The 25,813-nt window shown below is 63.7% G+C and carries 24 protein-coding genes and 2 tRNA genes; 11 read left to right on the forward strand and 15 right to left on the reverse strand.

Translation table 11 applies throughout. The features are described from left to right. Position 1: 1 nt before the first annotated feature. The 5 genes from LK12_RS03300 to LK12_RS03320 form a co-directional block, all read right to left on the reverse strand. Positions 2–1,396: a beta strand repeat-containing protein gene (locus LK12_RS03300; RefSeq protein WP_039279265.1), complete on the reverse strand. Its 1,395-nt coding sequence runs from the start codon at positions 1,394–1,396 to the stop codon at positions 2–4. Positions 1,397–1,857: 461 nt separating this feature from the next. Continuing rightward, positions 1,858–2,862, reverse strand: coding sequence for a CsgG/HfaB family protein (locus LK12_RS03305; RefSeq protein WP_231568220.1), 1,005 nt, complete (start codon positions 2,860–2,862; stop codon positions 1,858–1,860). A 17-nt stretch (positions 2,863–2,879) separates the two neighbouring features. Then, entirely contained in the window at positions 2,880–3,293 is a 414-nt protein-coding gene (locus tag LK12_RS03310) for a curli assembly protein CsgF (protein WP_231568221.1), read from the reverse strand. A 496-nt stretch (positions 3,294–3,789) separates the two neighbouring features. Continuing rightward, positions 3,790–3,876, reverse strand: a tRNA-Leu gene (locus LK12_RS03315). 156 nt (positions 3,877–4,032) lie between these two features. Continuing rightward, a complete protein-coding gene (locus LK12_RS03320) occupies positions 4,033–4,920 on the reverse strand; it encodes an MJ0042-type zinc finger domain-containing protein (RefSeq protein WP_039280224.1) in 888 nt (295 codons plus the stop codon). A gap of 150 nt (positions 4,921–5,070) precedes the next feature. On the opposite strand from LK12_RS03320, the gene ftsE reads away from it, so the two are divergent. From ftsE to LK12_RS03340, 4 genes are read left to right on the forward strand one after another with little or no spacing between them, the layout of a single operon-like run. Next, the gene (gene ftsE / locus LK12_RS03325; RefSeq protein WP_039279268.1) at positions 5,071–5,784 is read left to right on the forward strand and encodes a cell division ATP-binding protein FtsE; all 714 of its coding nucleotides are present in this window, start codon (positions 5,071–5,073) and stop codon (positions 5,782–5,784) included. Continuing rightward, positions 5,784–6,686, forward strand: coding sequence for a cell division protein FtsX (locus tag LK12_RS03330; RefSeq protein ID WP_039279270.1), 903 nt, complete (start codon positions 5,784–5,786; stop codon positions 6,684–6,686). The genes ftsE and LK12_RS03330 overlap by 1 nt, the downstream gene beginning before the upstream one ends. Positions 6,687–6,714: 28 nt before the next feature. After that, on the forward strand, positions 6,715–7,248 hold the full coding sequence (locus tag LK12_RS03335; RefSeq protein WP_039279273.1) for a YdcF family protein: 534 nt from the start codon (positions 6,715–6,717) through the stop codon (positions 7,246–7,248). Then, positions 7,248–7,943, forward strand: coding sequence for a lysophospholipid acyltransferase family protein (locus LK12_RS03340; RefSeq protein ID WP_039279275.1), 696 nt, complete (start codon positions 7,248–7,250; stop codon positions 7,941–7,943). Before LK12_RS03335 ends, LK12_RS03340 begins: the two co-directional genes overlap by 1 nt. A gap of 20 nt (positions 7,944–7,963) precedes the next feature. Here the strand turns inward: LK12_RS03340 and LK12_RS03345 are convergent, their stop codons facing one another. From LK12_RS03345 to hisC, 3 genes are all read right to left on the reverse strand, one after another. Then, positions 7,964–8,740 (reverse strand): transglutaminase-like domain-containing protein, encoded by a 777-nt coding sequence (locus LK12_RS03345; RefSeq protein WP_039280227.1) that lies wholly within the window; start codon positions 8,738–8,740, stop codon positions 7,964–7,966. Positions 8,741–8,819: 79 nt separating this feature from the next. Beyond that, positions 8,820–9,749 carry a prephenate/arogenate dehydrogenase family protein gene (locus LK12_RS03350; RefSeq protein ID WP_039279278.1) on the reverse strand — a complete coding sequence of 310 codons (930 nt, stop codon included), beginning with the start codon at positions 9,747–9,749 and terminating at the stop codon, positions 8,820–8,822. Next, positions 9,746–10,858, reverse strand: a complete 1,113-nt coding sequence (hisC, locus tag LK12_RS03355) for a histidinol-phosphate transaminase (RefSeq protein WP_039279280.1) — start codon at positions 10,856–10,858, stop codon at positions 9,746–9,748. The genes LK12_RS03350 and hisC overlap by 4 nt, the downstream gene beginning before the upstream one ends. A gap of 100 nt (positions 10,859–10,958) precedes the next feature. Here hisC and metX point away from each other — a divergent pair, with 100 nt between their 5' ends. Together metX and metW are read left to right on the forward strand one after the other, a co-directional pair. Further along, the gene (metX, locus tag LK12_RS03360) at positions 10,959–12,068 is read left to right on the forward strand and encodes a homoserine O-acetyltransferase MetX (RefSeq protein WP_039279283.1); all 1,110 of its coding nucleotides are present in this window, start codon (positions 10,959–10,961) and stop codon (positions 12,066–12,068) included. A gap of 8 nt (positions 12,069–12,076) precedes the next feature. Next, entirely contained in the window at positions 12,077–12,673 is a 597-nt protein-coding gene (gene metW / locus LK12_RS03365; RefSeq protein WP_039279285.1) for a methionine biosynthesis protein MetW, read from the forward strand. Positions 12,674–12,694: 21 nt separating this feature from the next. On the opposite strand, the gene LK12_RS03370 is transcribed toward metW, so the two are convergent. The 3 genes from LK12_RS03370 to LK12_RS03380 form a co-directional block, all read right to left on the reverse strand. After that, positions 12,695–14,344, reverse strand: coding sequence for an FAD-dependent oxidoreductase (locus LK12_RS03370; RefSeq protein WP_039280229.1), 1,650 nt, complete (start codon positions 14,342–14,344; stop codon positions 12,695–12,697). A 94-nt stretch (positions 14,345–14,438) separates the two neighbouring features. Beyond that, positions 14,439–14,825: a VOC family protein gene (locus tag LK12_RS03375; protein ID WP_039279288.1), complete on the reverse strand. Its 387-nt coding sequence runs from the start codon at positions 14,823–14,825 to the stop codon at positions 14,439–14,441. Between the two features lie 25 nt (positions 14,826–14,850). After that, entirely contained in the window at positions 14,851–15,237 is a 387-nt protein-coding gene (locus LK12_RS03380; RefSeq protein WP_039279289.1) for a VOC family protein, read from the reverse strand. A 208-nt stretch (positions 15,238–15,445) separates the two neighbouring features. Here LK12_RS03380 and LK12_RS03385 point away from each other — a divergent pair, with 208 nt between their 5' ends. Beyond that, the gene (locus LK12_RS03385; protein WP_039279292.1) at positions 15,446–16,117 is read left to right on the forward strand and encodes a glutathione S-transferase family protein; all 672 of its coding nucleotides are present in this window, start codon (positions 15,446–15,448) and stop codon (positions 16,115–16,117) included. Between the two features lie 26 nt (positions 16,118–16,143). Here LK12_RS03385 and LK12_RS03390 read toward each other — a convergent pair whose 3' ends face one another. Continuing rightward, positions 16,144–17,112, reverse strand: coding sequence for a complex I NDUFA9 subunit family protein (locus tag LK12_RS03390; protein ID WP_197063446.1), 969 nt, complete (start codon positions 17,110–17,112; stop codon positions 16,144–16,146). A gap of 250 nt (positions 17,113–17,362) precedes the next feature. Here LK12_RS03390 and LK12_RS03395 point away from each other — a divergent pair. Then, positions 17,363–17,449 (forward strand) — tRNA-Leu (locus tag LK12_RS03395). A 165-nt stretch (positions 17,450–17,614) separates the two neighbouring features. Beyond that, entirely contained in the window at positions 17,615–18,838 is a 1,224-nt protein-coding gene (locus LK12_RS03400) for a tyrosine-type recombinase/integrase (protein WP_039279297.1), read from the forward strand. 136 nt (positions 18,839–18,974) lie between these two features. On the opposite strand, the gene LK12_RS03405 is transcribed toward LK12_RS03400, so the two are convergent. The 3 genes from LK12_RS03405 to LK12_RS03415 all read right to left on the reverse strand — a co-directional run bounded on the left by LK12_RS03405 (position 18,975) and on the right by LK12_RS03415 (position 20,360). After that, positions 18,975–19,169 carry a DUF6961 family protein gene (locus tag LK12_RS03405; RefSeq protein ID WP_052223119.1) on the reverse strand — a complete coding sequence of 65 codons (195 nt, stop codon included), beginning with the start codon at positions 19,167–19,169 and terminating at the stop codon, positions 18,975–18,977. After that, complete coding sequence (locus LK12_RS24860) at positions 19,160–19,711, reverse strand: thermonuclease family protein (protein ID WP_197063447.1); 552 nt, start codon at positions 19,709–19,711, stop codon at positions 19,160–19,162. The genes LK12_RS03405 and LK12_RS24860 overlap by 10 nt, the downstream gene beginning before the upstream one ends. Positions 19,712–19,775: 64 nt before the next feature. After that, on the reverse strand, positions 19,776–20,360 hold the full coding sequence (locus tag LK12_RS03415) for a lytic transglycosylase domain-containing protein (protein ID WP_039279299.1): 585 nt from the start codon (positions 20,358–20,360) through the stop codon (positions 19,776–19,778). A 138-nt stretch (positions 20,361–20,498) separates the two neighbouring features. Between LK12_RS03415 and LK12_RS03420 the strand changes: the two genes are divergently transcribed. Both LK12_RS03420 and LK12_RS24865 read left to right on the forward strand, forming a co-directional pair. Beyond that, positions 20,499–21,413 (forward strand): DUF7146 domain-containing protein, encoded by a 915-nt coding sequence (locus LK12_RS03420; RefSeq protein WP_156135369.1) that lies wholly within the window; start codon positions 20,499–20,501, stop codon positions 21,411–21,413. A 75-nt stretch (positions 21,414–21,488) separates the two neighbouring features. Then, positions 21,489–25,736: a strawberry notch family protein gene (locus LK12_RS24865; RefSeq protein ID WP_039279301.1), complete on the forward strand. Its 4,248-nt coding sequence runs from the start codon at positions 21,489–21,491 to the stop codon at positions 25,734–25,736. Positions 25,737–25,813: the final 77 nt, after the last annotated feature.

Raw genomic sequence — 25,813 nt, forward strand, 5'->3', positions numbered from 1 at the left:
TTTAGAGGCCCTGGGTAACGCTGGCGGTGTTACCGCTGCCGGCCTGCGTCACGTACGAGTTGTTGCCGTCGGAGTTCTGGGTGACGTAGGCATGGTTGTTGCTGCCACCCTGCAGAACATCGGACAGGTTGCCGTTGCCGGCCTCGACGATGCGGGTTTCGTTGTCGGTACCGCTCTGAGCCACGGTCGAGTCGTTGTTGTTGCCCGACTGGTCGATGTCGACGGTGTTCTGGAACGAATTCAGAACCGTGGCATTGCCGCTCTGGGTTACCCTGGATGTGTTACCGTCACCCGACTGGGCGATGCCGACGTCCAGGTTGAGGTTGGTGGCGGAACCCGACTGGTCCACGGACGAGGTGTTGCCGGTGCCCGACTGGTCGACATTTGCATAAGTGCCGTTGCCGGTCTGGGTGATGGTCGACGTGTTGCTGTCGGCCTGGTGCAACACTGCCCAGTTGGCACCGCCCGACTGGGAGATGGTCGACTGGTTGGCATCGCCGATCTGCTCGACATAGGCATAGCCGGTGTCGCTCGGGAACGTGCCGCCACTGCCGTAACCGCCCGAGGTGGACGACTGGGTGACGGACGAGCTGTTGCCAACGCCGTTCTGGGTCACGTCGGCATAGTTCGACGGGCCGCTCTGGGTGACGCCCGAAACGTTGCTTTCACCGCTCTGGGCGACATTGGCGTATTCATTGGCGCCCGACTGGTCCACGGAGGAGTCCTGGTTGTAGCCCGTCTGCGTGACGAGGGCCGTATCAGCGGAACCCGTCTGCTGGACGTTGCTGTCGCCGGACCGCCCGCCCTGAAGCACCGTCGCGGAATGGTCGCCGCTACCGGCCTGGTTGACGGTGGACGAGTTGCCCCACGACTGGTCCGAAGCAACCAGAGCCGCGTCGCCCTGGCTGACCTCGGCGATGTTGTTGTCGCTGTCCTGGATCACGGTGGACGACTGCGAGTCATCGACCTGGCCGACGGTAGCGGTGTTGCTGTTGCCGCCCTGCGTCACGGTGGAATCGGACACCAGCATGAGCGTACCCGTGTCCTGGGTGACGGTGGCGGTGTTGTCGTCGCCGTCCTGCGTTACCGTCGAGACATTGATCGGCGCCGAGTTGAGGGCATCCCCGTCGTCCGACTGGGTCACGGTCGCATCGTTGTTGCTGCCGTTCTGCGTGATGGTCGATTCGGCACCGATGATCGAGCCGTCCTGGTCGACCGTGGCGTTGTTGCCGTCGGCATACTGGTTGACGGTGCTGGTCGAATTGGAGCCGCCCTGGCTTACGGTTGCCGTGGCGTTGGTGCCCTGCTGGTCGACATTCGAAGTGTTGTCACCCGCGAAAGCCGGCGTGGCAAAAAGAGCCGCGGCCGAGGCCGAGGCGAGAAGCATCTTCTTCATTAAAAAACTCCCTTGGATCGAAGTTGAGTGCGGCCCGTGGTCGCAGCGCAAAATTTGCGAAGGACGTGGTGCTGCCGGCTCGTTTTCGAGCTCCGGCCATTGAGAAGCGCCGACGTGGCCCAGTGGCCCGTCGTGCCCCCGCGTCCGAAAGGGAGCTTTGTTGCATCGACATTGAAGATGGAAAGTACGCCGCAGCGCAACTTCGATCGACGGTCCTGGAACATGGTACTCCAACTCCTTTCGGAATTTTCGTAACCATGCCTGCCCATGCCCGAAGACAGGGCAGACGTGGTTGTCACACAGCATTTCAGTCTTCTCGGAGCGTCAGGGCCGAAACCCTGCTGCGCCGTCACTTCACGTGCCCGGAAAGCTGCAACTTTCCTGGCAAATGACCGGCAACTTCAAATTCGCGGGCGGCGCCGGTAACTGCCCTATTCATTCTCGCCGCGAACGGGCGACGATCAATTCACACGCGGCCCCGCGCGCCTCTTGTCGAGGCGTTTCGGCTCAAGATCGGCCTCAGCCGTCTTTCGGATCCTTTGCGGGGTCATCGGCGGAGCGTTGCGCAACGCCTCTTGCATATCCTGCGGGTCGACGGCGCCGTCCCGCTCCTTCATGTATCTCCACAACAGCGGCCAGCCGGCATCGCGGTCCTCGAAATCCCAGAGCTTGAGCTCGACGCCCTCGAGGACGAGACCGTAAACGGCCTTTTCGATCGCCTGCTGCAGCGCCACCTGGTCCGGCTCGTTCGTGGTGTAACCGGCTTCGGCCTGCAGCAATTCCTTGAACGCGACATAGCGGAATGCACTGGCGCCGATTGCCTGGCTGGCTATCGTCTTGGACGCCGTCACCGATGTCAGAACCTCGCCCGTACGAACCGATACGGCACGCAGATAGACGGTAACGGTGTCCTGACGATATTCGGTGTGGCCACCGATGCCGAGAAAGGCAGCTCCGGCGCCGCCTGTGACGGTGTTGGTATCATAGCCGACGATCCCGCCTTCCAGCAGCACACCCGCGAACAGCAGTGCCGGAAGCGCCCGCGGATTGACGTCCTTCTCCCCGAGATAGCGCGATCGCATCTCGCGAATGATCTGACGTTCGTTGAGCAGGTTCTTGAGCGATTCACGCTCCACGATGGTGAACCACTTGCGCTGTCCCGCGTCCTGCAACGCCTTGACCAGAATTGCCGCACCGCCCTGGCTTACGGCACGGGACAGGGTCTGCCCGGCGTCGCTCGGCTTGAACTGACCGGTCTGGTCGGCAAATCCATAGACCGCCACGGCAATGGGCCGCGTCGGCGGCGGCAGCCCCTCGAGGAGGTGCTGCGTCTGCGTCTTGTCGGGAATGAAGGCACGTGAACGCGTTTCGGGAAAGGCTGTCCGGCCATCCTCACCAACGGTGGCACAGCCGCACATGACAAGCGTGGCCGCCAGGGCTGCAGCGATTTTCAGTTTGCTGTACACGTTGCTCGTTCCGACTGTCAGTTCACGTCCACGAAGGTCGGAACGACGATGGTCGTTACTTCCCCGGTATCGTCATTGGTGATGTTCAGCGTGACATCGGTTAGGCCGCGATCGAACGTGATCGTCTGCCCGCCGAAACTGATAGTGCCGCTCTGCTGCGGATTTTCGCCGAAAATGGCGTCGACGATTTGCGAAGACAGCGCCGAAAGCAGCCGCGATTGAAGCTGGCGGGCGAAGATGTCCGCCTGCGAACTGCTGGAACTGGAATTGGGATCCTTGTATGTGTTCTGGGCATTGGCAATACCCAACAGATGCGCGGAATTGAACGGATTACCGCCGAACGTCGGATCAGTCGGCTGATATACGATGTCCTGCGCCAGCGCACCGGTCGCCGATACAAATGCCGCAGATACCAGGAATAGTCGCGACAAAAGTCGCGTGCCTTTGGCTGTCATCAATCGCCCCCGCGAGAAAATCTTATACGCTCTGCCGGATAACTTCTCCGGCCGGCTGGTTAGACTGTTATCTAACTAAGGTTATAATGCTTCGCGTCCCCAACTTTGATTACGGAAACCGGAAGAACGCCAGCATTGCAGGAGCTGTAGCATTATGGGACAGTTTGACCGGGCGGCGTGGACGGCCGTCGGTCTTGCTCAAAGCTGTTGGCAAACGGCACGCGCCGAGCAAGCATCAAAGGTGCTAGCCAGCCGCGTCAGCCGACGAAAAGAGCCATGGACGGGGGACACAACCGCAGACGCGGGCCCGCAGGCCAAAGGCCTACGAAACCGGCAAACCCGTTTTTTCCCGTCCAGGTCCGCTTGATTGCCGCACGTCTCCGGCTTTGCGCTCCGCAAGACGCGGCAGAACCGCCCGCTTGCTCAACGTCGGGTGCCCGAAGGCGAAAATCAGTGCTTTCCTGAAACTGCCTGGTGCGGTCGAGAAGACTCGAACTTCCACGGGCTTTCGCCCACAACGACCTCAACGTTGCGCGTCTACCAATTCCGCCACGACCGCTAAATCAACGGGGCCGGTTCACATCCGCCCCGTGGCAGGAGCGCGCCATTAGCAAAGGGTTTCGGGGGCCGCAAGCGAGTCGCGAAAGATATTTTCCAGAATCTTTCGACGTCTGCCCGAAAGACACGATTTCGCGACCAGGCCGCAGGCAAGGCGTCAGTCGGGTTTCCAGCCGATCTCCGCGGATGCAGCCGCCTTGGGGATATCGGTGAGCGCCTCGTTGATGGTGACCGTTTCGCCCGGCGCCAGCTTGCGCTTGGGCGGTACGATTTCCTTTTCGTAGACGATGCGGTCGCGCTGGTCGCGCAGGACGACGAGAAGCGAAGGCACGTAGCGAGCCTGACTGCCGATATTGCTGATCGTGCCGCTTACGCTGAAGAATTCGGTGCCGTCGGGAAGCGGCTTGCGATCCTGGCGGTTGCGCGGAAAATCGAGTTGCAGGTCCGGCTGTGCTTGCTGGAACGTGGCCCGTGGAATCGGCACCCAATCGGGCAGCCCACCCCATGCGATCGCACCGGCAAGGCCGAGCGTGACGACGGCAAAGATGCCCGCCGCATAGGTGCCGATCTTCGTCCAGTTGCGGCGCGGACGGAACGGCGGCGCGAAGTCGAAGCTGGAAGGGGCTTCGTCTGCATAGTGCGCGGTTGTCGTATCGTCGTAATAAGAGGTGACCGCGCTCTGCACCCGGCGCGGACGGGGCGGCGGCGGCGGAGGGGGCGGCAACGGATCGACTTCCTGCTCCGTCTCCCACCCGGATTCATTGGCAGCCGGGGCCGGTGTATGTGTGGCTGGCGGCGAGGGCGGAGGCGGAGGCGGAGGCGGAGGCGCCGGATTGCGAGGCGTGGAGACCCGCGGCTCGGCCGCGCCGCCCGATGCCGCCTGCTGTGCCGCGGCGGCTGGCGCGGCGGCCTCAAACGAAAGTTCAGGCCCTTCCTGAAACCAGCTATGGCGACACTTGGCACACCGCACAGTGCGGCCTTCTACCCCGATGGCGCTATCCGGAACGGCATAGCGCGTCGAGCAGGCAGGGCAGGCGATGATCATGGCCGTAACCATAAGCACGGTTGGTTCGCGCGCGACAAGGTACCGAGCTGTGGGTTCGTGCTCTATTCCCCTTTTTTCCACATTCATTGATCGTTATAGGCCGTCGCGGCGCCCGTTCGGACCAAGACGGACACAGTAAAACGTACGAAGATGACTGCGGACGGGGAAATCATACACTTCGACAATGTCGGCTTGCGCTATGGCACCGATCGCGAGGTGCTGAGCGATCTGACGTTCACCCTGTTCTCCAGCCGCTTCTATTTTCTCACCGGAGCCAGCGGCGCAGGGAAGACCTCGCTCCTGCGCCTGCTTTACCTCGCGCAGCGGCCGTCGCGCGGGGCGGTCCGCATGTTCGGGACAGACGCGATCACCATGCCCCGCAGCCGCCTGCCTCAGCTCAGGCGCCGGATCGGCGTGGTGTTCCAGGACTTCCGCCTGATCCCGCATCTCTCCGCGTTCGACAACGTCGCCCTGCCCCTGCGCGTCGCCGGCCACCGCGAAGAGGACCTTGCCGCACCGGTCCGCGATATTCTCGACTGGGTGGGACTGGCAGACCGCATGGGCGCCAGGCCGGCCACGCTTTCGGGCGGTGAGCAGCAACGCGTGGCGATCGCCCGCGCGGTGATCGCGCGCCCGGCAATGCTGGTCGCCGACGAACCGACCGGGAACGTCGACCCGGACATGGCGCTCAAGCTCATGCGGTTGTTCGAAATGCTCAACCGGCAGGGCACGACAGTCGTGGTGGCGACGCACGACCTCGACCTGCTGCGCAAGGTGCCCGACAGCCTCATCATGCGGCTCGATCGCGGGCGTCTCTCGGACCCCACCGGCGCGCTGCGCTATCCGCCCCGCAGGCCATCCTGATGGTCCGGCGGCTATTTTCCGGCAGGGACACGGACCTGATCCCGCAGGCCCGCATGTCCGGGCCGATGCCCTGGGTCATCGCCATCATGGTAGCCATGACGGCCATTGCGCTGGCCGCCGGTCTGGCGCTCGGCAATGCGGTGTCGGCGGCCAAGGCCGAAATCGAAGGGGGCGTGACGATCCAGATCCTCGAACCGCGCGCGGACGTCCGTGCCAAGGAGGCCGAAAAGGCGGTGGCGGCCATCAAGGACATGCCGGGCGTGGCGGGCCTGAGACTGGTTCCGCAAGCAGAGCTCGATGCCCTGATCGAGCCGTGGCTCGGCACCGGCATCGCCGATGCGACCGGATCGGCAATTCCGATCCCGGCCCTGATCGATGTCCGGCTCAAGGGCCCGGCCACCCCCATGAAACTGGGCGCAATCGAAAAGGCGCTGAAGCCGGTAGCCCCGTCCGCGCGCATCGATGCGCAGTCAAACTGGCTGAAGCCGGTATTCAAGGCCATGCTTTCCCTGCAAGTGCTTGCCATTGCCATCGTCGCGCTGCTGGCGCTCGCGCTGACGGCCGCGGTGCTGCTGGCCGCCCGCACCGCGCTGGGCACGAATCGCGACACCATCGAGATCGTCCATCTGCTGGGCGGCACCGACGCCCAGGTCGCCCGCGTTTTCCAGCGCTCCATCGGCTACGATGCGGCCGGCGGCGGCGCCGTCGGGCTGGCCTTGGCGTTGGTGGTCATTCTCGTGCTGGCGCGCCGCTTTTCGGGCCTCGGTGCGGGCCTCGTGAACAATGGTGCCTTGACCTGGAGCGACTGGATGTTGCTGGCACTGGTGCCGGTACTCTCGACGCTGCTTGCGATGGTTACCGCGCGCCTCACGGTTCTCCACGCATTGCGCAAGATGCTATAATACACACAAGCGCTATATAGTCCTTTCCATGTTCCGTCGCACCGCCGCCTTTATCGTGCTGATCTGGCTCTTCGGGTTCCTCTGGTTCGCCGTTGCGCTGCCGGGCCCCTTGCCCAGCGACGTGCGTACCGATGCGATCATTGTCTTGACCGGCAGCAAGGGCCGCATCGAACATGCGCTCGACATGCTCAAGGCGAACAGCGCCCCGCGGCTGCTGGTTTCAGGTGTCGACCGTGAAGTGAAGCCGCGCGAATTCGCGGCCGAATTCGATGTCTCCTCGCGCCTGATGAAATGCTGCGTCACGCTCGGCTATCATGCCTACGACACGCGCTCGAACGCCGTCGAGGCAGCGCAATGGGTAGCTGCGCACCGGGCGCGGTCGATTCGGCTGGTCACGGCAGACTGGCACATGCGCCGTGCCACGCTCGAGCTTCGCCGTGAACTACCGCCGGGGGTGCAGGTGGAGCACGATGCCGTTCCCTCGCAGCCCAGTCTCGGCGCCCTGCTGCTGGAATACCACAAGCTGATCGCGCGCGCGGCGCTGAACCTGGCCGGACAGTGATGCGAACCACGCCCGCCGACGTACTGCGCAGCCTGACCTTCTACGCCGCGTTCTATCCGGGCACGGTCGTGTTCGTGCTTCTGGCCCTGATCTCCACGCCGATCAGCGAAAGGATCATGCGGTGGAGTGTTCATGGCTGGTCGCGCTACCATCGTCTGTGCGCGCGGTGGCTGCTGGGGATCAAGGTCGTGATCGAAGGCGAAATGCCCAATGAAGGCGTGCTCGTTGCGGTAAAGCACGAAAGTTTCTTCGAGGCGATCGACCTGCCGAACCTGATGGAATGGCCGGTACCCTTTCCCAAGATCGAGCTGGCGCGCATCCCGGGATGGGGCCGCGCGGCCCGGCAATACGGCATCGTCGCGGTTGAACGCGATCAGGGGGCCAAAGCGCTGCGCAAGATGGTCGCCAGCGCGCGTGTTTTCGCCGCGCAGAACCGTCCGCTGGTCATCTTTCCCGAGGGAACGCGTGTCCCAACCGGCGAGCGCAAGCCGCTGCAATCCGGTTTTGCCGGCCTCTACAAGTTGTTGGGGCTGCCCGTCGTGCCGGTCGCCGTGAACAGCGGACGGCTCTACCATCGCCGCTGGAAGAAGCCCGGTATCATCACCGTCCGCGTGGGCCAGCGCATCGAACCGGGATTGCCGCGCGCCGAAGTCGAAGCGAAGGTGGAAGCAGCCATCAACGCCCTGAACGGCTGAACCGCCCCCTCCCCGGTCGACTAGATCTCGCGCACTTCTACCGATTGACTTTGCAGTTCCACCGGGCCGAAGCTGGTCAGGAACGACACGTCCGCCGCGTCGCGCCCGACGCCGATCTTGGCGATGCTTTCTGGCCGGGCCATGCGCGTGGCATCGACCATGTGCCACGCGCCGTCGAGGAACACTTCGGCAACCGCATGGAAGTCCTGCGGCTCCACGCCGAGCCCGTAGACACTCGCGAACCGGGCGGGAATGGCGCTGGCGCGGGTGAGCGCGATCATCAGGTGCGCATAGTCGCGGCATACGCCCTTGTGGCTCTGAAAGGTATCGGTCGCGGTCGTCATGGCATCGCTCGATCCCGGCTCGTAACTGAGCGTATCGGCTATCCAGTCGCGCATGACCGCCACGCGGTCCCCGCCTTCGGTGCCGGCGAACTCGCTGTTCACGAAATCCTGGAACTTGTCGGCCGGGCAGTACCGGGACGCCATGAGGTAATCGACGGTCTCGCCCGGTAGCAGGTGCGGCGGCGTTCGCGGCAAGTCCCCGACATCCGCGAGCAGTCTGTTGATCTCGACTTCGGCCTCATAGCGCACGTTCAGCGGTTCGGACAGCCGCAGCCAGATGCGATCGCCGATATCGGACTGGCCCGGAACACGCGCGAAGTGCTCGGCCTGAGGCAGGTCGATATGAGCATGCAGCACGGTCTGTTCGGGGATCATCGCCGCCTCGATCTGCAGCAGGACGTCCACGGGGCCGGGCACTGCATATTCCAGCCGGGTCTCGATCGCTATCTTCATGGGCAGCCTCATGGGGAAACCGGATTTTGTCGGCTCAATTCCCGAAATCGCTGCAGGCTCCCGCACCGGATCACAAAATCTACTCGGAGAGCCCCTTGGTGCCATCGTGATCGCCGCGGCCGAAGTCAGGCCGGGAATCGTCCTGCCCTTCCTCGATGATCGAGCGGCGGATGGCGCGGGTGCGGGCGAAGTGTTCGAACAGCGCGTCGCCGTCACCGACCCGGATCGCGCGCTGCAGGGCGGTCAGATCCTCGGTGAAGCGCTGCAGCATGGTCAGCACTGCGTCCTTGTTCGAAAGGAACACGTCACGCCACATCGTCGGGTCAGAAGCTGCGATGCGGGTGAAGTCGCGGAAACCGCCGGCCGAGTACTTGATGACTTCGCTCTGCGTGACGTCTTCCAGGTCGGAAGCCGTGCCGACGATGGTATAGGCGATGAGGTGCGGCAGATGGCTCGTCACGGCAAGCACCAGGTCATGGTGCTCGGCAGTCATGATCTCGACATTCGCGCCGAGCGTTTCCCAGAATTCCACCAGCGCGCTGAGCTTGAGCAGATCGGTATGCTCGGGCGGGGTGACGATGCACCAGCGGTTGCGGAACAGGTGCGCAAAGCCGGCATCGGGGCCCGAGTTCTCGGTGCCGGCAACCGGGTGGGCGGGGATCACCAGATGATCGGGCAAGGCCTCGCCCAGCGCCTTGGCCACTGCCTGCTTGCTCGACCCGACATCGCTGACGAGCGCATTTGCCGGGATCGCGTCGCGCACGGCGGCCGCGGCATCTCCCATCACGCCAGGCGGTACGCAAAAGATCACGAGGTCGGCATCGCGCACGGCCTCCACTGCCGTATCGCAAACCGTGTGCACCAGCCCCCTCTCGGCGGCGCGGGCGCGGAAATCGGGGGAGATATCGTATCCGGTAGTGGCGATCTTCGGCAGAAATTCCTGCACGGCAAGACCGATCGATCCACCCTGCAAGCCGAGGCCGATAATCGCGAGCCGCTGAAAACTCACCGTGCAGCCTCCGCCATCTCGCGCAGAGCGGCGGCAATGGCATCCATGTCGTGCGGGTGCCCGATGGTGATGCGCAGGCCATGCGGGAGGCCCTGATTGGGCAGCCAGCGCACGATGTAGCCACGTTCGGCCAGACCTTCGAAGGCCGTCTCGGCACGGAGCGCGCCCTCGAACAGGATCAGCACGAAATTCGCCTGGCTCGGCAAGGCGCGCAGGCCGTGGTTGCCCATGGCCTCGATCTGCTCGACAAAGCGGGTCCGCTCGTCGCGATTGTGCACGCGCGCGCGTTCGACGAAGGCCATGTCGTCCAGAGCTGCTTTCGCCATCGCCTGCCCGGTGCTGGAGACATTGAAAGGCCCGCGAATGCGGTTGAGCGTGGCGATGATGCCCGGCGCACCCGTCCCCCAGCCGATCCGCTCGCCGGCAAGCCCGAATATCTTCGAGAACGTGCGCGTCACCAGCACGTTCTCGTGCGTCTCCGCAAGCGCCATTCCCCCGTCATCGTCTTCCGCAGCGACATATTCGCCATAGGCCTGATCGATGACGAGCAGAACATCCGCAGGAAGCGCCGCGTGCAGGCGGGCAATGTCGCCCCTGGGCAGGAAGGAGCCGGTCGGATTGTTGGGATTGGCGATGAAGACGACGCGGGTCTTTTCCGTCACCAGCGCCAGCAGCGCATCGACGTCGGTGCCGTAGTCGGCATCGGGGGCCACCACCGGCGTGGCGCCGCAGCGGCGCGCCGCGATATCATAGACCGAGAAGCCGTAACGGACGTAGATCACCTCATCGCCCGGCCCGGCATAGCCCTGCGCAGCCAGGTTGAGCAGTTCGTCCGAGCCGGTGCCCATGACGATACGGGCGGGATCGATCCCGTGCAGTTCGCCGAGCCGGGCACGCAGCGCCTTGCTGTCGGGATCGGGATAGAGCGCGGGGGCCTGTGCCCGCGCCGCCAGCGCCAGCTCGCTGGTGCCGAGCGGGTTCTCGTTTGCCGAAAGCTTGATCAGCGGTCGGCCGTCCTTGCCGGCAGACTTGCCCGGCACATAGGCATGAATCGCCTCGATCCAGGGCTTGGGCTGCGGCGAACGGTTGCGGATCTCGGTTTCGGTCATGACGGGCGCGCCTTTAACCCACCAGGGCCGCGAATGACAGAGGGCGATTGATAGGCGGAGATTGACTCGGGAGGGGCGGTCCCCCACTTGCGAAATCATCATGGCAACTGCCCGGATCCTCGACGAGAGCAAAGTGCTCGAACTGGCCGAACCGCTGCCGCTCGATGGCGGGCAGAGCCTGCCGGGCGTGCGCATCGCCTTCGAGGCGCACGGCACGCTGAACGCGGCGAAGGACAACGCGATCCTGATCTGCCACGCGCTGACCGGCGACCAGCACGTTGTCTCCAACCACCCCAAGACCGGAAAGCCGGGCTGGTGGGTGCGCATGGTGGGCCCCGGCAAGCCGATCGACACCGACAAGTTCCACGTGATCTGCGCCAACGTGATCGGCTCGTGCATGGGCTCGACCGGCCCGGCCAGCCCGTCCCCGGACGGGGACCCCTGGGGCATGCGCTTTCCCGTCATCACCATCCGCGACATGGTGCGCGCCCACATCGCCCTGCTCGATGCCCTCGGGATCGAGCAGCTTCACGCGGTCGTCGGCGGGTCGATGGGCGGCATGCAGGCCCTCTCGCTCGCGGCGAACTTCCCCGACCGCGCCCGGGCCTTTCTGGTTCTCGCCTCGACGGCCCGGCACTCGGCGCAGAACATCGCCTTTCACGAGGTCGGGCGCCAGGCGATCATGGCCGACCCCGAATGGCGCGAAGGCGATTACTACGCGCACGGCCGCGGCCCGGAAAAAGGCCTCTCGGTCGCCCGCATGGCCGCGCACATCACCTATCTCTCGGAGGAAGGCCTGACCGCCAAGTTCGGCCGGCGCCTGCAGGACCGCGACGAGAAGACCTTCGGATTCGATGCCGATTTCCAGGTCGAATCGTACCTGCGCTATCAGGGGCTGTCCTTCACCGGCCGCTTCGATGCCAATTCCTACCTCTATATCACCCGTGCCATGGACTATTTCGATCTGGCCGAAGAGCATGGCGGGCGTCTCGCCAATGCCTTCACCCGCTCGAAAGCGCGTTTCTGCCTCGTCAGTTTCGATACCGACTGGCTCTATCCCACCTCGGAATCGCGCAATGTCGTTCATGCGCTCAACGCCTCCGGGGTCCCGGTCAGCTTCGTCGAGTTGTCGGCGCCGTTCGGGCACGATTCGTTCCTGCTCGACGTTCCCGCTCTCGACCGCGTGGTGGAAGGGTTCCTGAACCAGTGAGCCCGGAAATGAGCGCCCTGCGCCCCGACCTTGCCGTGATCGCCGCCAACGTCGCGCCGAGCTCCAGCCTGCTCGACGTCGGTTGCGGCGACGGGACGCTGATGGCCGCGCTGCGCGATGAAAAGGGCTGCGATGCGCGCGGCATGGAACTGGACCCGGCCAATGTCGGCGCATGCGTCGCCAAGGGGTTATCCGTCATCCAGGGCGACGCCGACAAGGACCTGGCTTTCTATCCCGACAAGTCCGTCGACTATGCCATCCTGTCGCAAACGCTGCAGACCACCATGCGTCCCGACGTCGTGCTGGAAGAGCTGCTGCGGATCGGCCGCAAGGCCTTCGTCAGCTTCCCCAATTTCGCCCACTGGCGGGTCCGGCTCTCGCTGCTGTGGAACGGCCGCATGCCGGTGACCCGGCTGCTGCCGGTCGGCTGGTACGAGACGCCCAACATCCACCACCTGAGCGTCAACGACTTTCGCGCGCTGCTGAAGGAGCGTGCCATCGACGTCGAGGGGTGCTGGTTTCTCTCGGGCGACGCGAAGTGCAGCCCCGCCGCCGCGAACTTCCGCGCCGAGCATGCCGTCTTCCTGCTTTCGCGGAAGACCTGAACCGCGACGCAGCTCGGCTCCCTAGACCGGCCGGTTGTTCTGCCGGTTTGCCGCGAACTGCGCCGACAGGAAACCGAACGTGGCCGCCGCCGCAATCGTCGCCCCTGCGCCCGGATAGGCATTGCGGAACGGCGAGCCGCTGCCATTGCCTGCCGCATAGAGGCCGGCGACCGGCTGCTGGTTCTGATCAAGCACACGCCCGCTCGCGTCTGTCATCAGCCCGCCGTTCGTGCCGAGATCGCCGGGCCGGATCACGGCCGCCCAGAAGGGCGGCTTGCGGATCTCGCCCAGGCTGGCATTCGGCTTGTGATTGGGATCAGCCCAATAGCGGTCGTAGTCGGTCTCGCCGCGGTGGAAGTCGAGGTCCCTGCCGGTCCGGGCGAAGCCGTTGAAGCGCGCCACCGTCTCTTCAAGCACCTGCGGATCGAGCCCGCATTCACCTGCCAGATCGGCAATCGTATCGGCCCGCTTGAGAAAGCCGTTGGCCATCATCGTTTCGCGGATCGCCTTCTGCGAAAGCTCGGCGAAGATGTAGCGCTTGAGGAAGCGGCCATCCATGGTCAGCCAGTGGCGCTCCCTGGCGGCGCCATTCTCGTACATGGCCTTGCCGGTGGTCATGTAGGACCGGGCCTCGTTGAGATACCGGCGCCCCTGCGCATTGACGATGATGCTGCCCGGCAGGGCGCGCAGCCCCAGGGCAAGACCGTTCTGCTCCTCGCTCACCTGTATCGAGGGCATCCACCAGCAATCGTCGGTCAGTTCGCTGGCAGCACCGATCTGCGTGGCGGCGAGGAAAGCGTCGCCCTCGTCTTCGGGAATGGCATTGCTCCACGTCTCGTCGCGCCCTTGCAGCGTCTTGCGTAGCGAGGCATTGCGCGCGAAACCGCCGGCCGCCAGCAGCACGCCCGCAGGCGCGTCGATCCGCTCCCGCTTTCCGTCGCGTTCGACGATGACGCCGACGACCGAGCCGTTTTCCACCACGAGATCGACGAGACGGGTCGACAGCCGCACGGGAATGCCGCGCTGCATGGCGATCTGCATCAGCGAGGCGGCAAGGGCCCTGCCGTTGCCGAGCGGTTTCTGGCCCAGCAGCGTGCGCACCTTGTGTTCGATCGCCGTCCTGGCACCCTCCAGAAACAGCCCCGGGCTCGTCCAGGTCCGAGTCAGCGTCCCGAACTGGCCGCTGTGGATGGCCGGCAGGTCGAGCTCGGCAAGCCGCATCGTCTCGAAACGAGACCCGAGACGGCGGCCGTTCAGCGATGCCGATTCCAGCGTTCTGCCGACGCCGTGGCCGGGAACGCCGGGATAATAGTCGGGATGGTCCGGGCTCCTGATCCAGCGCATGCCCTCTTCGGCCAGCATTCGCGCCATTTGCGGGGCGCTCTCGAGAAACGCCTCCGCCTTTGCGACCTGCCGCTCGCTGGCGTCTTCGCCAATCAGCGCGCGAACGTATGTGCGGGCATTCTCGGCAGAATCGCTCTCGCCCTGCTGCGCCATCACGTCGTTGCCGGGCACCCACAGGACACCGCCGGACGTGGCCGTCGTGCCACCCCAGCGGCCGGCCTTCTCGATGACCAGCGGCCGCAGGCCCTGCCGGCTAGCGGTAATGGCGCCGACCAGTCCGGCCGCGCCGCTGCCGATCACGATGAAATCAAATGCATCCTCGCCCAAGGCCCGGTCCTGTCCTTCCGCCTCCAAGAGGCGGAAGCGATACGGGCCTGATCGCAGGACCTGCGACCCTCACTTGTGACAGGTTCGGACGCGATCAGCCCATTTGCAGACCGAAATAGGCCCCCAGCTTGTTGCCGTCGGGATCGCGCAGGTAGGCGCCAAAGGCACCACGCGCCTGTGGCTTGGCCTCGGGCTCGCCCTCGCTGGTCCCGCCGTTGGCAAGCCCGGCCGCATGCCAGGCCTTCACGGCGTCCTCGCTGTCGGCTTCGAAAATGATCGTGCCGCCATTGGCAAACGTGCAGGGCTGACCGTCGCGCGCCGGACCGAGCAGGAACTTCACGCCCCCCAGATCCCACATGACGATGGGATACTGTTCCGGTGTCGAGCACTCCGCAACGCCCAGCGCGCCGAAAGTGGCATCATAGAAAGCACGCGTCTTGCCAAGGTCGTTCGACCCCAGGCGAATGGACTTGAGCAGCATGTGTATTCTCTCCTTGGTCGAGGTTTTATTGGCCCATCGCGTGCATCGCGCAGAGCTTGTTGCCGTCGGGATCGCGCAGATAGGCGAGATAGAGCTTGCCGAAAGGGAATTCACGCACGCCCGGGGGATCCTCGCAGCTTGTCCCGCCTGCCTCGCAACCGGCCTTGTGCCAGGCATCGACGACATCCGGGCTGTCGCACGAAAAGCCGATCGTGCCGCCGTTGGCATAGGTCGCCGGCTCGCCATTGATCGGGGTGCAGACCATGAAATTGGCCCCCTTGTTGGCATAGGCGATCCGTCCGCCCTCGATATCGGCCATGATCGGCGCTGCGCCCAGAGCCTCGAACACGGCGTCGTAGAAGGTCTTGGCCTTGGCGAGATCGTCGCTGCCGACGCAAACGTGGCTATACATGGATTCCTTCACTTTCAAAGTTCGGCTGTCACGGCAGATTGTCGTTCGCCCCGACGGCGGTCAACCGACCTGCCCCGCGTCGGCGCGATATCTGCCGTTGACCGTCGGTCGGCCACCAACACATGTCATCGGACTTATCCACGCGTTCATCCCGGCACCAAAACCGCTGTGGGTGGACGCCCCGTCGCGGCTTTGGCATCGAACGGGTATGTGGCACATCTTCCAGTTCCCGCTCTGCCCGTTCAGCCGCAAGGTGCGGTTGCTGATGGCCGAGAAAGGCATCGCCTACGAATTGCAGAGCACGCGCCCCTGGGAAGGCGAGGACCGCCTCTTCGCCATGAACCCGGCGGGGCAGACCCCGGTGGTGCGGGAAACCGACAAGGGCACCGTCATCTCCGACAGCCGGGCCATCTGCGAATATTTCGAGGAAACCGTCGACCGCAATCCGCTGATCAGCGGCACGGCCCAGCAACGCGCGGAGATCCGCAGGCTGATCGCGATGTTCGACGAGAATTTCTACAACGGCGTTTCCGGCCCGCTCCTGCTCGAGCGGATGAAGAAGCGCCTGGTCCTGCGCCAGTCTCCCGACGCCAAGGCGCTGCGCAACGCCATGAAGCTGGCGCATGACTACCTCGACTACGTCGACTACCTCATCGATACGCGGCCCTGGCTGGCCGGGCCGACGATGACGCTGGCCGATCTCGCCGCCGCCGCGCAGATTTCCGTGGCGGACTATCTCGGCGGAATCGACTGGGCGGGACACGAACAGGCGCGCGGCTGGTACCTGGTGATGAAATCGCGCCCCTCGTTCCGGCCGCTGTTGTCCGAGCGCATGGAAGTTATCCAGCCGCCCAGCCACTATGCCGAAGTCGACGCGTAATTTTCCCGCCCATTGACGGGACAGGATCAGGCCGCCCTGGCGCCCTTGGCTCCAAACCGACCGTGCTTGCGAAACTGCGTCATCCAGCGGTCGAGGAACAGGCCGAGCGGACGCGGCGTCACGCCGAGGTCGGTAATTCCCGGAACCGTGCCGCTCGCAACGCTTCCGGCGCGCAGCAGCTCGAACTGATCGCTTGTAATCGGCGCACCGGGAAGCCAACCGGTCGCTGTCGCGATAACCCCCGAAACCGTGTCCGGTAGTGCGGCGAAATGGCGCGAGCGACCTTCCGCCGCCGCAATCCGCTGGTTGAGCTCCAGCATGGAGAGCACTTCGGGACCGGCCAGTTCGTAGGTCTTTCCGCCATGGGCAACCGGGTCCGCAAGGGCATTGCCGATGGCCTCGGCCACGTCGTCGACGAAGACCGGCTGCAGCTTCGCGTCGGGCGCGAAGACCGGCATTACCGGCATGCGGGCGATCAGTTGGCCGAACATCATGACGAACTTGTCGTCCGGGCCGAACATCAGCGACGGGCGAACGATCGTCGCTGCCGGAAACGCTGCGCGAACGGCCTGTTCGCCTTCCGCCTTCGTCCGCGAATAGTCCACGCCCGATTCCGTGCTTGTCCCGAGCGCGGAGATGTGCACGAAAGCAGCGGCCCCGGCAGCCTTGGCCGCCGCCGCGATGCGGCCGGCGCCCTTGCCCTGCAGCGCATCGAGATTGCCTGCGAACGCGCCCACCAGGTTCACCACGGCATCCGATCCGGCAAGCACCGCTGCCAGCGAATCGGGCCTGGTCACGTCGACCCGCGCCAGCTGGACCTGGCCCAGGTTGCCCAGCGGCTTGATCGAGAAGGCCTTTTGCGGATTGCGGCTGGCGACGCGCAGACGCGCGCCGCGCGCGAGCAGTTCCTGCGCCAGATGCCTGCCGACAAAGCCACTGCCGCCCAGGACGGTGACGATCTTGCCTGCAAGGGAATCGGTGGGACGTTTGCTCATGGTCAGTTACGATCCTTCGGTCGGCAGCGCAGATGCACGCGCATCCCGCACCGCAGCACATGATTTTCGCCCCTGCCACAAGGCCGCACGAGGGGCAACCGGACAGTTGGCCGAGCCGCCCGATCCTCGCCCGAATGCCGTCCCGGACAGCGAGCGAGAATCTTGGCATTCCCCCGGTTGACAACCCCGCCCCGCCTGCGTAGAGGCGCGCTCCTACCTTGCAGGGATAGCAGTATGGCGCCCTGCCCGTGCCCAGATGGCGGAATTGGTAGACGCACCGTCTTCAGGTGGCGGCGCTCGAAAGGGCGTGGAGGTTCGAGTCCTCTTCTGGGCACCATTTGTTCTTCTCACGTTCTCCCAAATAATCTATAAAACCCGCAGAAATCCTAGGGATTTGGCCCTTGGATCGTTCCGGATCGTCCCGCCTGTTCTCGGGGGTTCCAGACACTTTTGTGGGCCTTTTGAGGCCGTTTCGCAAAGGCCCAGATGAAAAGGCCCCCACATGCCGCTGACAGATACTCGCCTCCGCGCACTCAAGCCCAAGGATAAGCCGTACAAGGTAACCGATGAGCGCGGCCTATATGTTGAGGTCACGCCGACCGGCGGCAAACTTTGGCGATTCCGATACCGGATCGGCGGTGCGCAAAAGAAGCTCTGCATCGGCAGCTATCCTGACATCAGCCTCAAGCAAGCCCGAGACGCAGCCTACGAGGCACGACGAGCTGTTGCTTCTGGGGGCGACCCGGCCTTTGAGAAGCGGAAGCGGAAAATCCGCGCCGAGTTCCTTTCTGCACAGACGTTCGAGGCAGTCGCACGTGAGTATATTGAACAGATGATGGTCCAGAATGGCCGTGCCGATGGCACGATCGTCAAGGCCAATTATTTCCTCGACAAGCTTGCGCCTGCCATCGGGAACCGACCCATCCACGAGATCGAGCCGTTCGAAGTGCTGGCTCCTCTGAAACGGCTGGAAGCCACTGGTAAGCACGAGACTGCGAAGAAATGCCGCTCGTTCGCAGGCCGCGTGTTTCGCTACGGTGTTGCTACCACCCGCTGCAAATCCGATCCGACCAGTATGCTGAAGGGCGCTCTCGTAACGCCGAGAGCCACGCATTATGCAGCAATCCTCGAGCCCACCGAGCTAGGCGGGCTGCTGCGCGCAATCGACGACTTCACTGGCTACATGGTGACAAAGTTAGCTTTGCAGATAGCGCCGCATGTGTTCGTACGCCCCGGCGAACTCCGGCACGCCGAATGGCATGAGATCGACCTCGTCGATGGGGTCTGGAAGATCCCTGCCGGTAAAATGAAAGCGCGCCGAGCGCATGCCGTCCCGCTTTCCAAGCAGGTTAGAGGCTATCTCACTGATCTGGCCGAGATGCTCGGCCGCGAAGGATATGTTTTCCCATCTGCGCGCAGCTCCAAGCGTCCCATGAGTGAAAACACGCTCAATGCCGCATTCCGTCGCATGGGATACTCGAAAGAAGAAGTCACCGCGCACGGACTCCGTGCGACAGCATCGACATTCCTGAACGAGTCGGGCCTTTGGAATCCCGATGCGATCGAGCGTGCCCTGGCACATGGCGACAGCAATGTTGTGCGTGGCATCTACCATCGCGGCAAGCATTGGGACGAGCGCGTGCGAATGGCTCAATGGTGGAGCGACTACCTCGATGAGCTGCGGACAGGAGGAAAGGTCATCATGGGGAAGTTTGCGAAGGGTTGATCGGGAGATCGAATTTCTTCTCAGCCAATGCAGGATTGAAGGCCCAGGATCAGCCCTATCAGGGACACTGACGCCAGCACGGCGAACTCAATTCTGATGCCCCAGATTCGAAGCCAATTCCGCATCGTGCCGAGCCTCAGTTCGTAGAGCTTTGGCAGCTAAGTTGATCGAAGCGCTCAGCAACAGTCTTCCACGTTGCTATGCCTGCCTCGTCCCCTTCGTTGGATAGCCGCTGGATTTTCTGCGCGATATAAGCGGTTCCCTCTTCGCCATGGTTCTTTTCGACCCAGAGTGCGACGGCCCACAATTCCTGATCGCGGTTCAGCACCATGGTTCACGTCTCCCGGTCCAGGTTCGCGCCAGACCTTCGCTGACCAGTTGATCGCCAAGCGAGCGGCCACCGCGCGTAACAACCCGCAATTTGCGACCGTACTGATCCTCATCTCTGCTCCCGATGGTCCTCAGTTCAAAGGGCCCGCCATTCAGCAATTCGACAAGGCGGTGCGTCGCACGCATGCCGAGTTGGTACTCATAGTCGCAACGAGGCTCGCTGATCTCGGGAGTGTCGATATCGGCAATGCGGATCTTCACGCCATCAAGCCAGAAAGTATCTCCATCCACGACGCATGTGCGCCGGATCGATCCGCAGATGTCGAATTGTGGGGAGCTCGCTTGCTGGAATAGAGTCTGAGGCTGCTGATCGTCGTTAGCAAGGCTGGCATCAGGGACTGGCCAGTTGAGTGCCAGCATCCCTCCAGCAAATATGATCGCGAATGCTCCCAACCCCAACGCGATCTCCTTTCTCAGCTTCCGGCGCTTTTGTGCCTTCAACGCCTTGCGAAAGTCGAACGGCTCACCGGGGGTTTCACTCACTAGCGTTGTCCGTCTTCATTCCGGCACATGATTTCAGACAATAGCCGGAAATCAGGTAGTTTCGTCAATTGTACGTACCAATTGCTTGCCAACGTCCCAACACAGACCGGACATATTGCGGCGTTTCACCATTGTTGGGAATGCCGTGTGATCGGGAGACGGCACCTGGGCCAGCATTGTAAGCAGCCAAGGCCAGGTGGACCGCTTCGAACCGGTCCAACATGTGGCGAAGGTACCTGGCGCCACCGTCGATCGATGCAAGAGGGTCATGACGGTTCCGGACGCCCAGTTCTCGCGCCGTGGCTGGCATAAGCTGAGCCAGCCCGGCAGCACCAGCTGGACTCACAGCCATCGGATTGAAGCGGGACTCAGCCCAGATGAGAGCACGAAGCAGATTGGTCGGAAGCCCGTAACGGCGCTCGGCCTCGGCTATTGCCGCCATATACAAGCCTTCCCGGTAGGATACGTTTGCTGGCTCGGCCTGGTAGATTGCAGGAAGATATTCCCTTGCCGGCTGCTGGTCCGTCTTCGGCGGAACGATCGCGTGCTCGAACAAGGTGAAATCCTGGGCGCGAACTTGCTGTGAGGAGGTCGCGATCATCCCCAGACAGGCGACCGCTAGCGCGGTCAGACAATTGAGGCAGTTCATCTCGACTTGTGCTCCATTGATTCGAATCGAAAGAGAACATAAAAAGAACATATGCCTGTAGGAAAGCCGCGAATGGCTGCCTTTGGGAGAGGAGAGGAGCGCTGATGAGGGGGCCACTTTGCATGCTGAGGAGCTCGCATGTCCCTGTCTGTCCAAACTCATCCCAACCGGTCGCTTGCCGAGACCGCCCGTCGCATTTGCGAATCGCGAGGGGGCAAATGGTCCGGCACAAAGGGCATGGCCTGTTGCCCCGCGCATGATGACCGCACGCCGTCACTCGGTGTGTCGCTCGGCCGACAGGCCATCCTCTTCCACTGTTTCGCGGGATGCGATCAGCAGAGCGTGCTGGCTGCTCTGGCGCGTGAAGGTTTCGAGGCACCGGCGCTTTTTTCAGGTTCTGCGATCACCAACGAACCCGAATCGACCAGCACCCGTAAACCCTCGGCGGTAGCGCTGAGGATCTGGCGCGATGCACAGCCACTGCGTGCCAGTCCGGCAAAAGCATATCTTGAAAGCCGCGGCATCCTCGCCGCATCTCCGGCGCTCCGCTTCCATCCACGAACGCCGCTTGGCCCGAAAGGACGGGCCCGCTTTCTGCCCGCCATGATCGCGGCAGTCAGCCTCGACGAGGGCCCGATCGCCATCCACCGCACGTTCCTGTCTACCGAGGCTTCAGGCAAGGCCGCTTTCGAAAAGCCGAAACGCGCGCTCGGCGCGCTCGGTGAAGCTGCTGTTCGTCTCTTCGCTCCAGTTTCCGGCAAGCTTGGCCTTGCCGAGGGGGTCGAGAGCGCGATGTCGGCCTATGCTCTCACCGGCATTCCCGTCTGGGCGACCCTGGGCAATGAGCGCTTCGGTCTCGTCAGCGTACCCGAGAGCGTGACCGAGCTTCACCTCTTCGTCGATCACGATGCTGGCGGCGAGCTGGCCGCGTCGCGTGGCCTGGCCGCTTATGCCCGCGAAGGGCGGACGATCCACGTTCGCAAACCATCCTCACGCGACAGCGACTGGAACGATGTACTTACAGCATGGCTGCGCCGCAAAGCGGCGCGGTAGAGGAGAGAGAGCTTCTCGAATTCCTGATCCGGCAGAGGGCGTGTCCCGATGCCCCCATCAGGAGGACGAATTGCCATGTTTCAATCAGACCTGTTTCCCGCCGGCGAGCAGTTGCCGTCAATGCCCCTGGCCTATGCCATCGGCACCCGAGTTGCCGCGCTTCTTGCTTCGGGACGTCATCTTACCCGTACCGACATTTCCGGGCTGTTCGCCGAAGAGACCGGTGTTCGGGACTGGGGAGGTGCCTGGACGATCGACGACTACAACAGCGCGGTCGAGATCGGCGCACTACTCTGGCTTCGAGAGTCCTCACGGATCGATCTGGCGACGAATGTACACGAAGCCGAAGCGCGGTTCGACTGGCTCGAAGCAGCCTTGCCGCCGCGGCACGTTCGCAGCGAAGCACAGGTCGAGCTCCAGCAGTTCTCGACCCCGCCAATGCTGGCCTGGCTGATGGCGAAGGCCGCAGCTGTCTGCGCGCAAGACACGCTCCTCGAACCGTCCGCAGGCAATGGTGCCCTTGCTCTCTGGGGTTGCCTCCAGAACGCTTCGCTGCTCCTCAACGAGCTCGATCCCGCAAGACGAGACGGTCTGGCCCACGTCTTCCCCACGGCCACCATCGCTGCGCATGACGGGGAACTGATCGCCGACTTGCTTCGTGGCCCTGTTCCGTCTGCCGTGCTGATGAACCCGCCGTTCGCTCACAGCCTGGAACGCGGCAAGGACGGTGAGACCGCTATGCGTCACCTACGCGGTGCAATCCGGGCCGCTGCTAATCGGGCGAGGATCGTCGCCATTATGCCTGAAGGCTTCGACGCCTCCACCTTCGCCAAGGAACAGGGCGAAGCATCGCTGCTCCTCGATGTTCGCCTGCAGCAGATGTTTCGCCGGACAGGGACGGGGATCGCTGTTCGCCTGGTTGTGTTCGACAAGACGCCGACTGCGTCCTCGCCTGCGATCACCGGAGATACTGCCGACCTGATCGCGCTCCACGAGCTTATCACTGCGCTTCCGCCCCGTGCGCCGACAACCGCCAGGATCCATCGCCTGCCAGTCGGCAAGCCAGTGCGCCTCGTGGGCAAGACGTCGACCCCTCGCGCGCCGGTCCGGCCGGTGGCGCCGTTCGCTGTGACACCAGCAGCCACGGCGAATGCGATCGACCTTGCCTATTCGGTCCTCGCCGACCCCGCGCCTGTGCCCGAACAGGCAGGCATCTACCTGCCTTACCGGCCCAGCCGCATCGCCTTCGAAGATGCTCCGGTCCATCCCACCCCGCTCGTGGAATCGGTCGCCATGGGTTCGGTCGCGGCACCGCAGCCCGATGTTTGCCCGCGCCTTCCCGCATGTTGGCAAGCCGATGGCCTGCTGTCCGAAGCGCAATGCGAGACACTGGTCTACGCTGCCCAGGCATTTGCGCGCGATCTTCCGGGTCAGTTCAAGGTGAGCCAGGAAGGCACCTCGCAGGAACTCTTCGAGGACGGACACTCCTACCGCCAAGGCTTCTTCCTCGGCGACGGAACCGGAGCGGGCAAGGGACGGCAGATCGCCGCGGTCATCATGGATCGCTGGCTCGCAGGCGAGCGCCGACATGTCTGGATCACCAAGAACGAGGCGCTGCTCGAAGATGCACGCCGCGACTGGGAAGCGCTTGGCGGGCTGCCGCTCGATCTCCAGCCGCTCTCGCGCTGGAAACTTGGCCACTCCGTAACGATGTCCGAAGGCATTCTCTTCGTCACCTATCCGACGCTGCGCTCGGGCCGCGCCGAGGATACGCGGCTCGACCAGATCCTTGCCTGGGCGGGCGAGGATTTCGACGGCGTGATCGCTTTCGACGAAGCCCATGCGATGGCTAATGCGCTCGGGGGCTCTTCAATCCGCGGCAAGGTCAAGGGCTCCGAACAAGGGATGGCGGGCCTCAGGCTGCAGAACCATCTCCCGCGCGCCCGCGTGCTCTACGCGTCTGCCACCGGCGCTTCGGATATCGCCAACCTCGGTTACACTTCCCGCCTCGGCCTTTGGGGACCCGAGACCGCTTTTCCGACCCACGAGGCATTCATGACCGAGATCCGCGCTGGCGGCGTCGCGGCGATGGAGCTCGTCGCCCGTGATCTCAAGGCCCAGGGCCTCTATCTTGCCCGTGCGCTGTCCTTCGCCGGGGTCGAGTACGAGATCCTCGAACACAGCCTGACCGAAGCGCAGATAAAAATCTATGATGCCTATGCTGATGCCTGGGCGATCATTCACCGCAATCTTGAAGCAGCGCTCGAAGCAACCCGGGTAGTCGACGAGGACAGCGGCGACACGCTCAACCGCAACGCCAAGGCTGCGGCGCTGTCGATCTTCGAAGGCACTAAGCAGCGCTTCTTTGCCCAGCTCCTGCTTTCGATGAAACTGCCGAGCCTGATCCCCGCGATGGTCGCGGCGCTTGGTGAAGACTATTCGGTTGTCGTGCAGCTGGTCTCGACCGCGGAGGCCATGCTCGACCGGCGCCTTGCCGACCTCTCAGACGAAGAGCGCGAAGCGCTCGATATCGATCTGTCCCCGCGTGAATACGTCATCGACTACCTTACAAAGAGCTTCCCGGTACGATTGATGCAGGTCTTCGCCGACGAGGACGGCAATCTTCGCTCCGAGGCGATGAGCGACGGAGAGGGCAATCCCGCTTTCTGCCCGCGCGCCATTGCTGCGCGCGATGCGCTGATCGAACAGCTTTGCGCACTGCCGCCCATCGCCACTGCGCTCGATGCGATTATCGAACATTTCGGAACCGACGCCGTGGCCGAAGTCACGGGCCGGACCCGCAGGCTTGTCCTGGGCCGCGATGGTGAGCAGCGCCTCGAACGGCGTAGCCCCAGCGCCAATGTCGCCGAAGCCCAAAGCTTCATGGAAGGGACCAAGCGCATCCTGGTCTTCTCGGATGCGGGCGGCACGGGGCGTTCCTATCATGCCGACTTGGGCGCCAGGAACCAGCAGCGCCGGGTTCACTTCCTGCTTGAACCGGGATGGCGCGCCGACAACGCCATCCAGGGTCTTGGTCGCACGAACCGCACCAATCAGGCCTCGGCCCCGCTGTTCCGCCCGGTCACCACAGATGTAAAGGGCGAGCGCCGGTTCATCTCGACTATTGCGCGAAGGCTCGACGCTTTGGGCGCACTCACCCGCGGCCAGCGCCAGACGGGCGGACAGAACCTGTTCGACCCGGCAGACAATCTTGAAAGCGACTATGCGCGCGACGCGCTCAGCCGCTGGTTCCAGCTGCTCTATGACGGCAAGCTTGAAGCCACGACCTTTGGCAACTTCGTCGAGCGCACCGGCCTCCGGCTCGAAAACCCCGATGGCGGGCTGACCGACAATCTCCCCACGATCCAGCGCTGGCTCAATCGCATCCTCGCGCTGCCGATTGCGCTCCAGAACTCCATATTCGATGAATATCTCGGCCTCGTCGAAGCGCGGATTGAAGCCGCGCGCGAGGCTGGAACGCTCGACCAGGGACTGGAAACCATTAGGGTCGATCGTTTCACGGTCCTCGCCGATGAACTCCTGCGTACCGACCCCGTAAGCGGAGCAGAAACACGTCTCGTCTCGCTCGAAGTGACCCGGCACCTTCGGCCTCTGCGCTTGCAGCGCCTGGTGCGGATGCACGAGATTGGCAGCCCGCACGCGGTCCCGATGCGCAATGCGCGCTCGGGCAAGGTCGCGCTGTCGGTTCCGGTCCGGCGCCTCATTGCTGACGACGGGGCCGTGATTGAACGTCGGCGCCTGCTCCGACCGCTCAAGTCCGCGAACTGGACGCTTGACGCACTCGCTGAGAGCCACTGGGAAGAAATTGGCGTCACTGCGTTCACCAGCGCATGGCGGATCGAGGAAGAAGAGGCGGCCAAGTCACCGGTCACCGAGCGCGTCCATCTCGCCACCGGGCTGCTGCTCCCGGTCTGGAAGCGCCTGCCCGGCGATCACGTGCGCGTCACCCGGCTCGTTGCCGAAGATGGCCAGTCGATCATCGGCCGCGAAGTGCTCGATATCGATCTCGCTGCAATCGCCGAGACCTTTGGCCTTTCCGGAGTTACCGGGCCAGCTGCAGAGCAGATCGGCGACCTCGTTCTCGCCAGCGGCAAACCGCTAAGCCTTGCCAGCCACGATCCACTCACGGTGAAGCGCTCGCTGGTCGGCGGCGAACAGCGCCTTGAATTGACCGGATTCTCTCCGGATCGCCTCGACTGGTACAAGGGCAAGGGGTGCTTCACCGAGATCATCCGTTACCGCACGCGGCTGTTCGTGCCAGTCTCCGAAGCCTCGTCGGTCCTCCCCGCGCTTGCCGCCTGATCCCTCGGGCAGACCCCAATCTCAGAATGAGAGTGGAGGGAGCCCTTTGGGCTTGTGGGCCTCGTGATCCTCACCTG

The organism is Novosphingobium malaysiense, assembly GCF_000802225.1.
Lineage (GTDB): Bacteria > Pseudomonadota > Alphaproteobacteria > Sphingomonadales > Sphingomonadaceae > Novosphingobium > Novosphingobium malaysiense.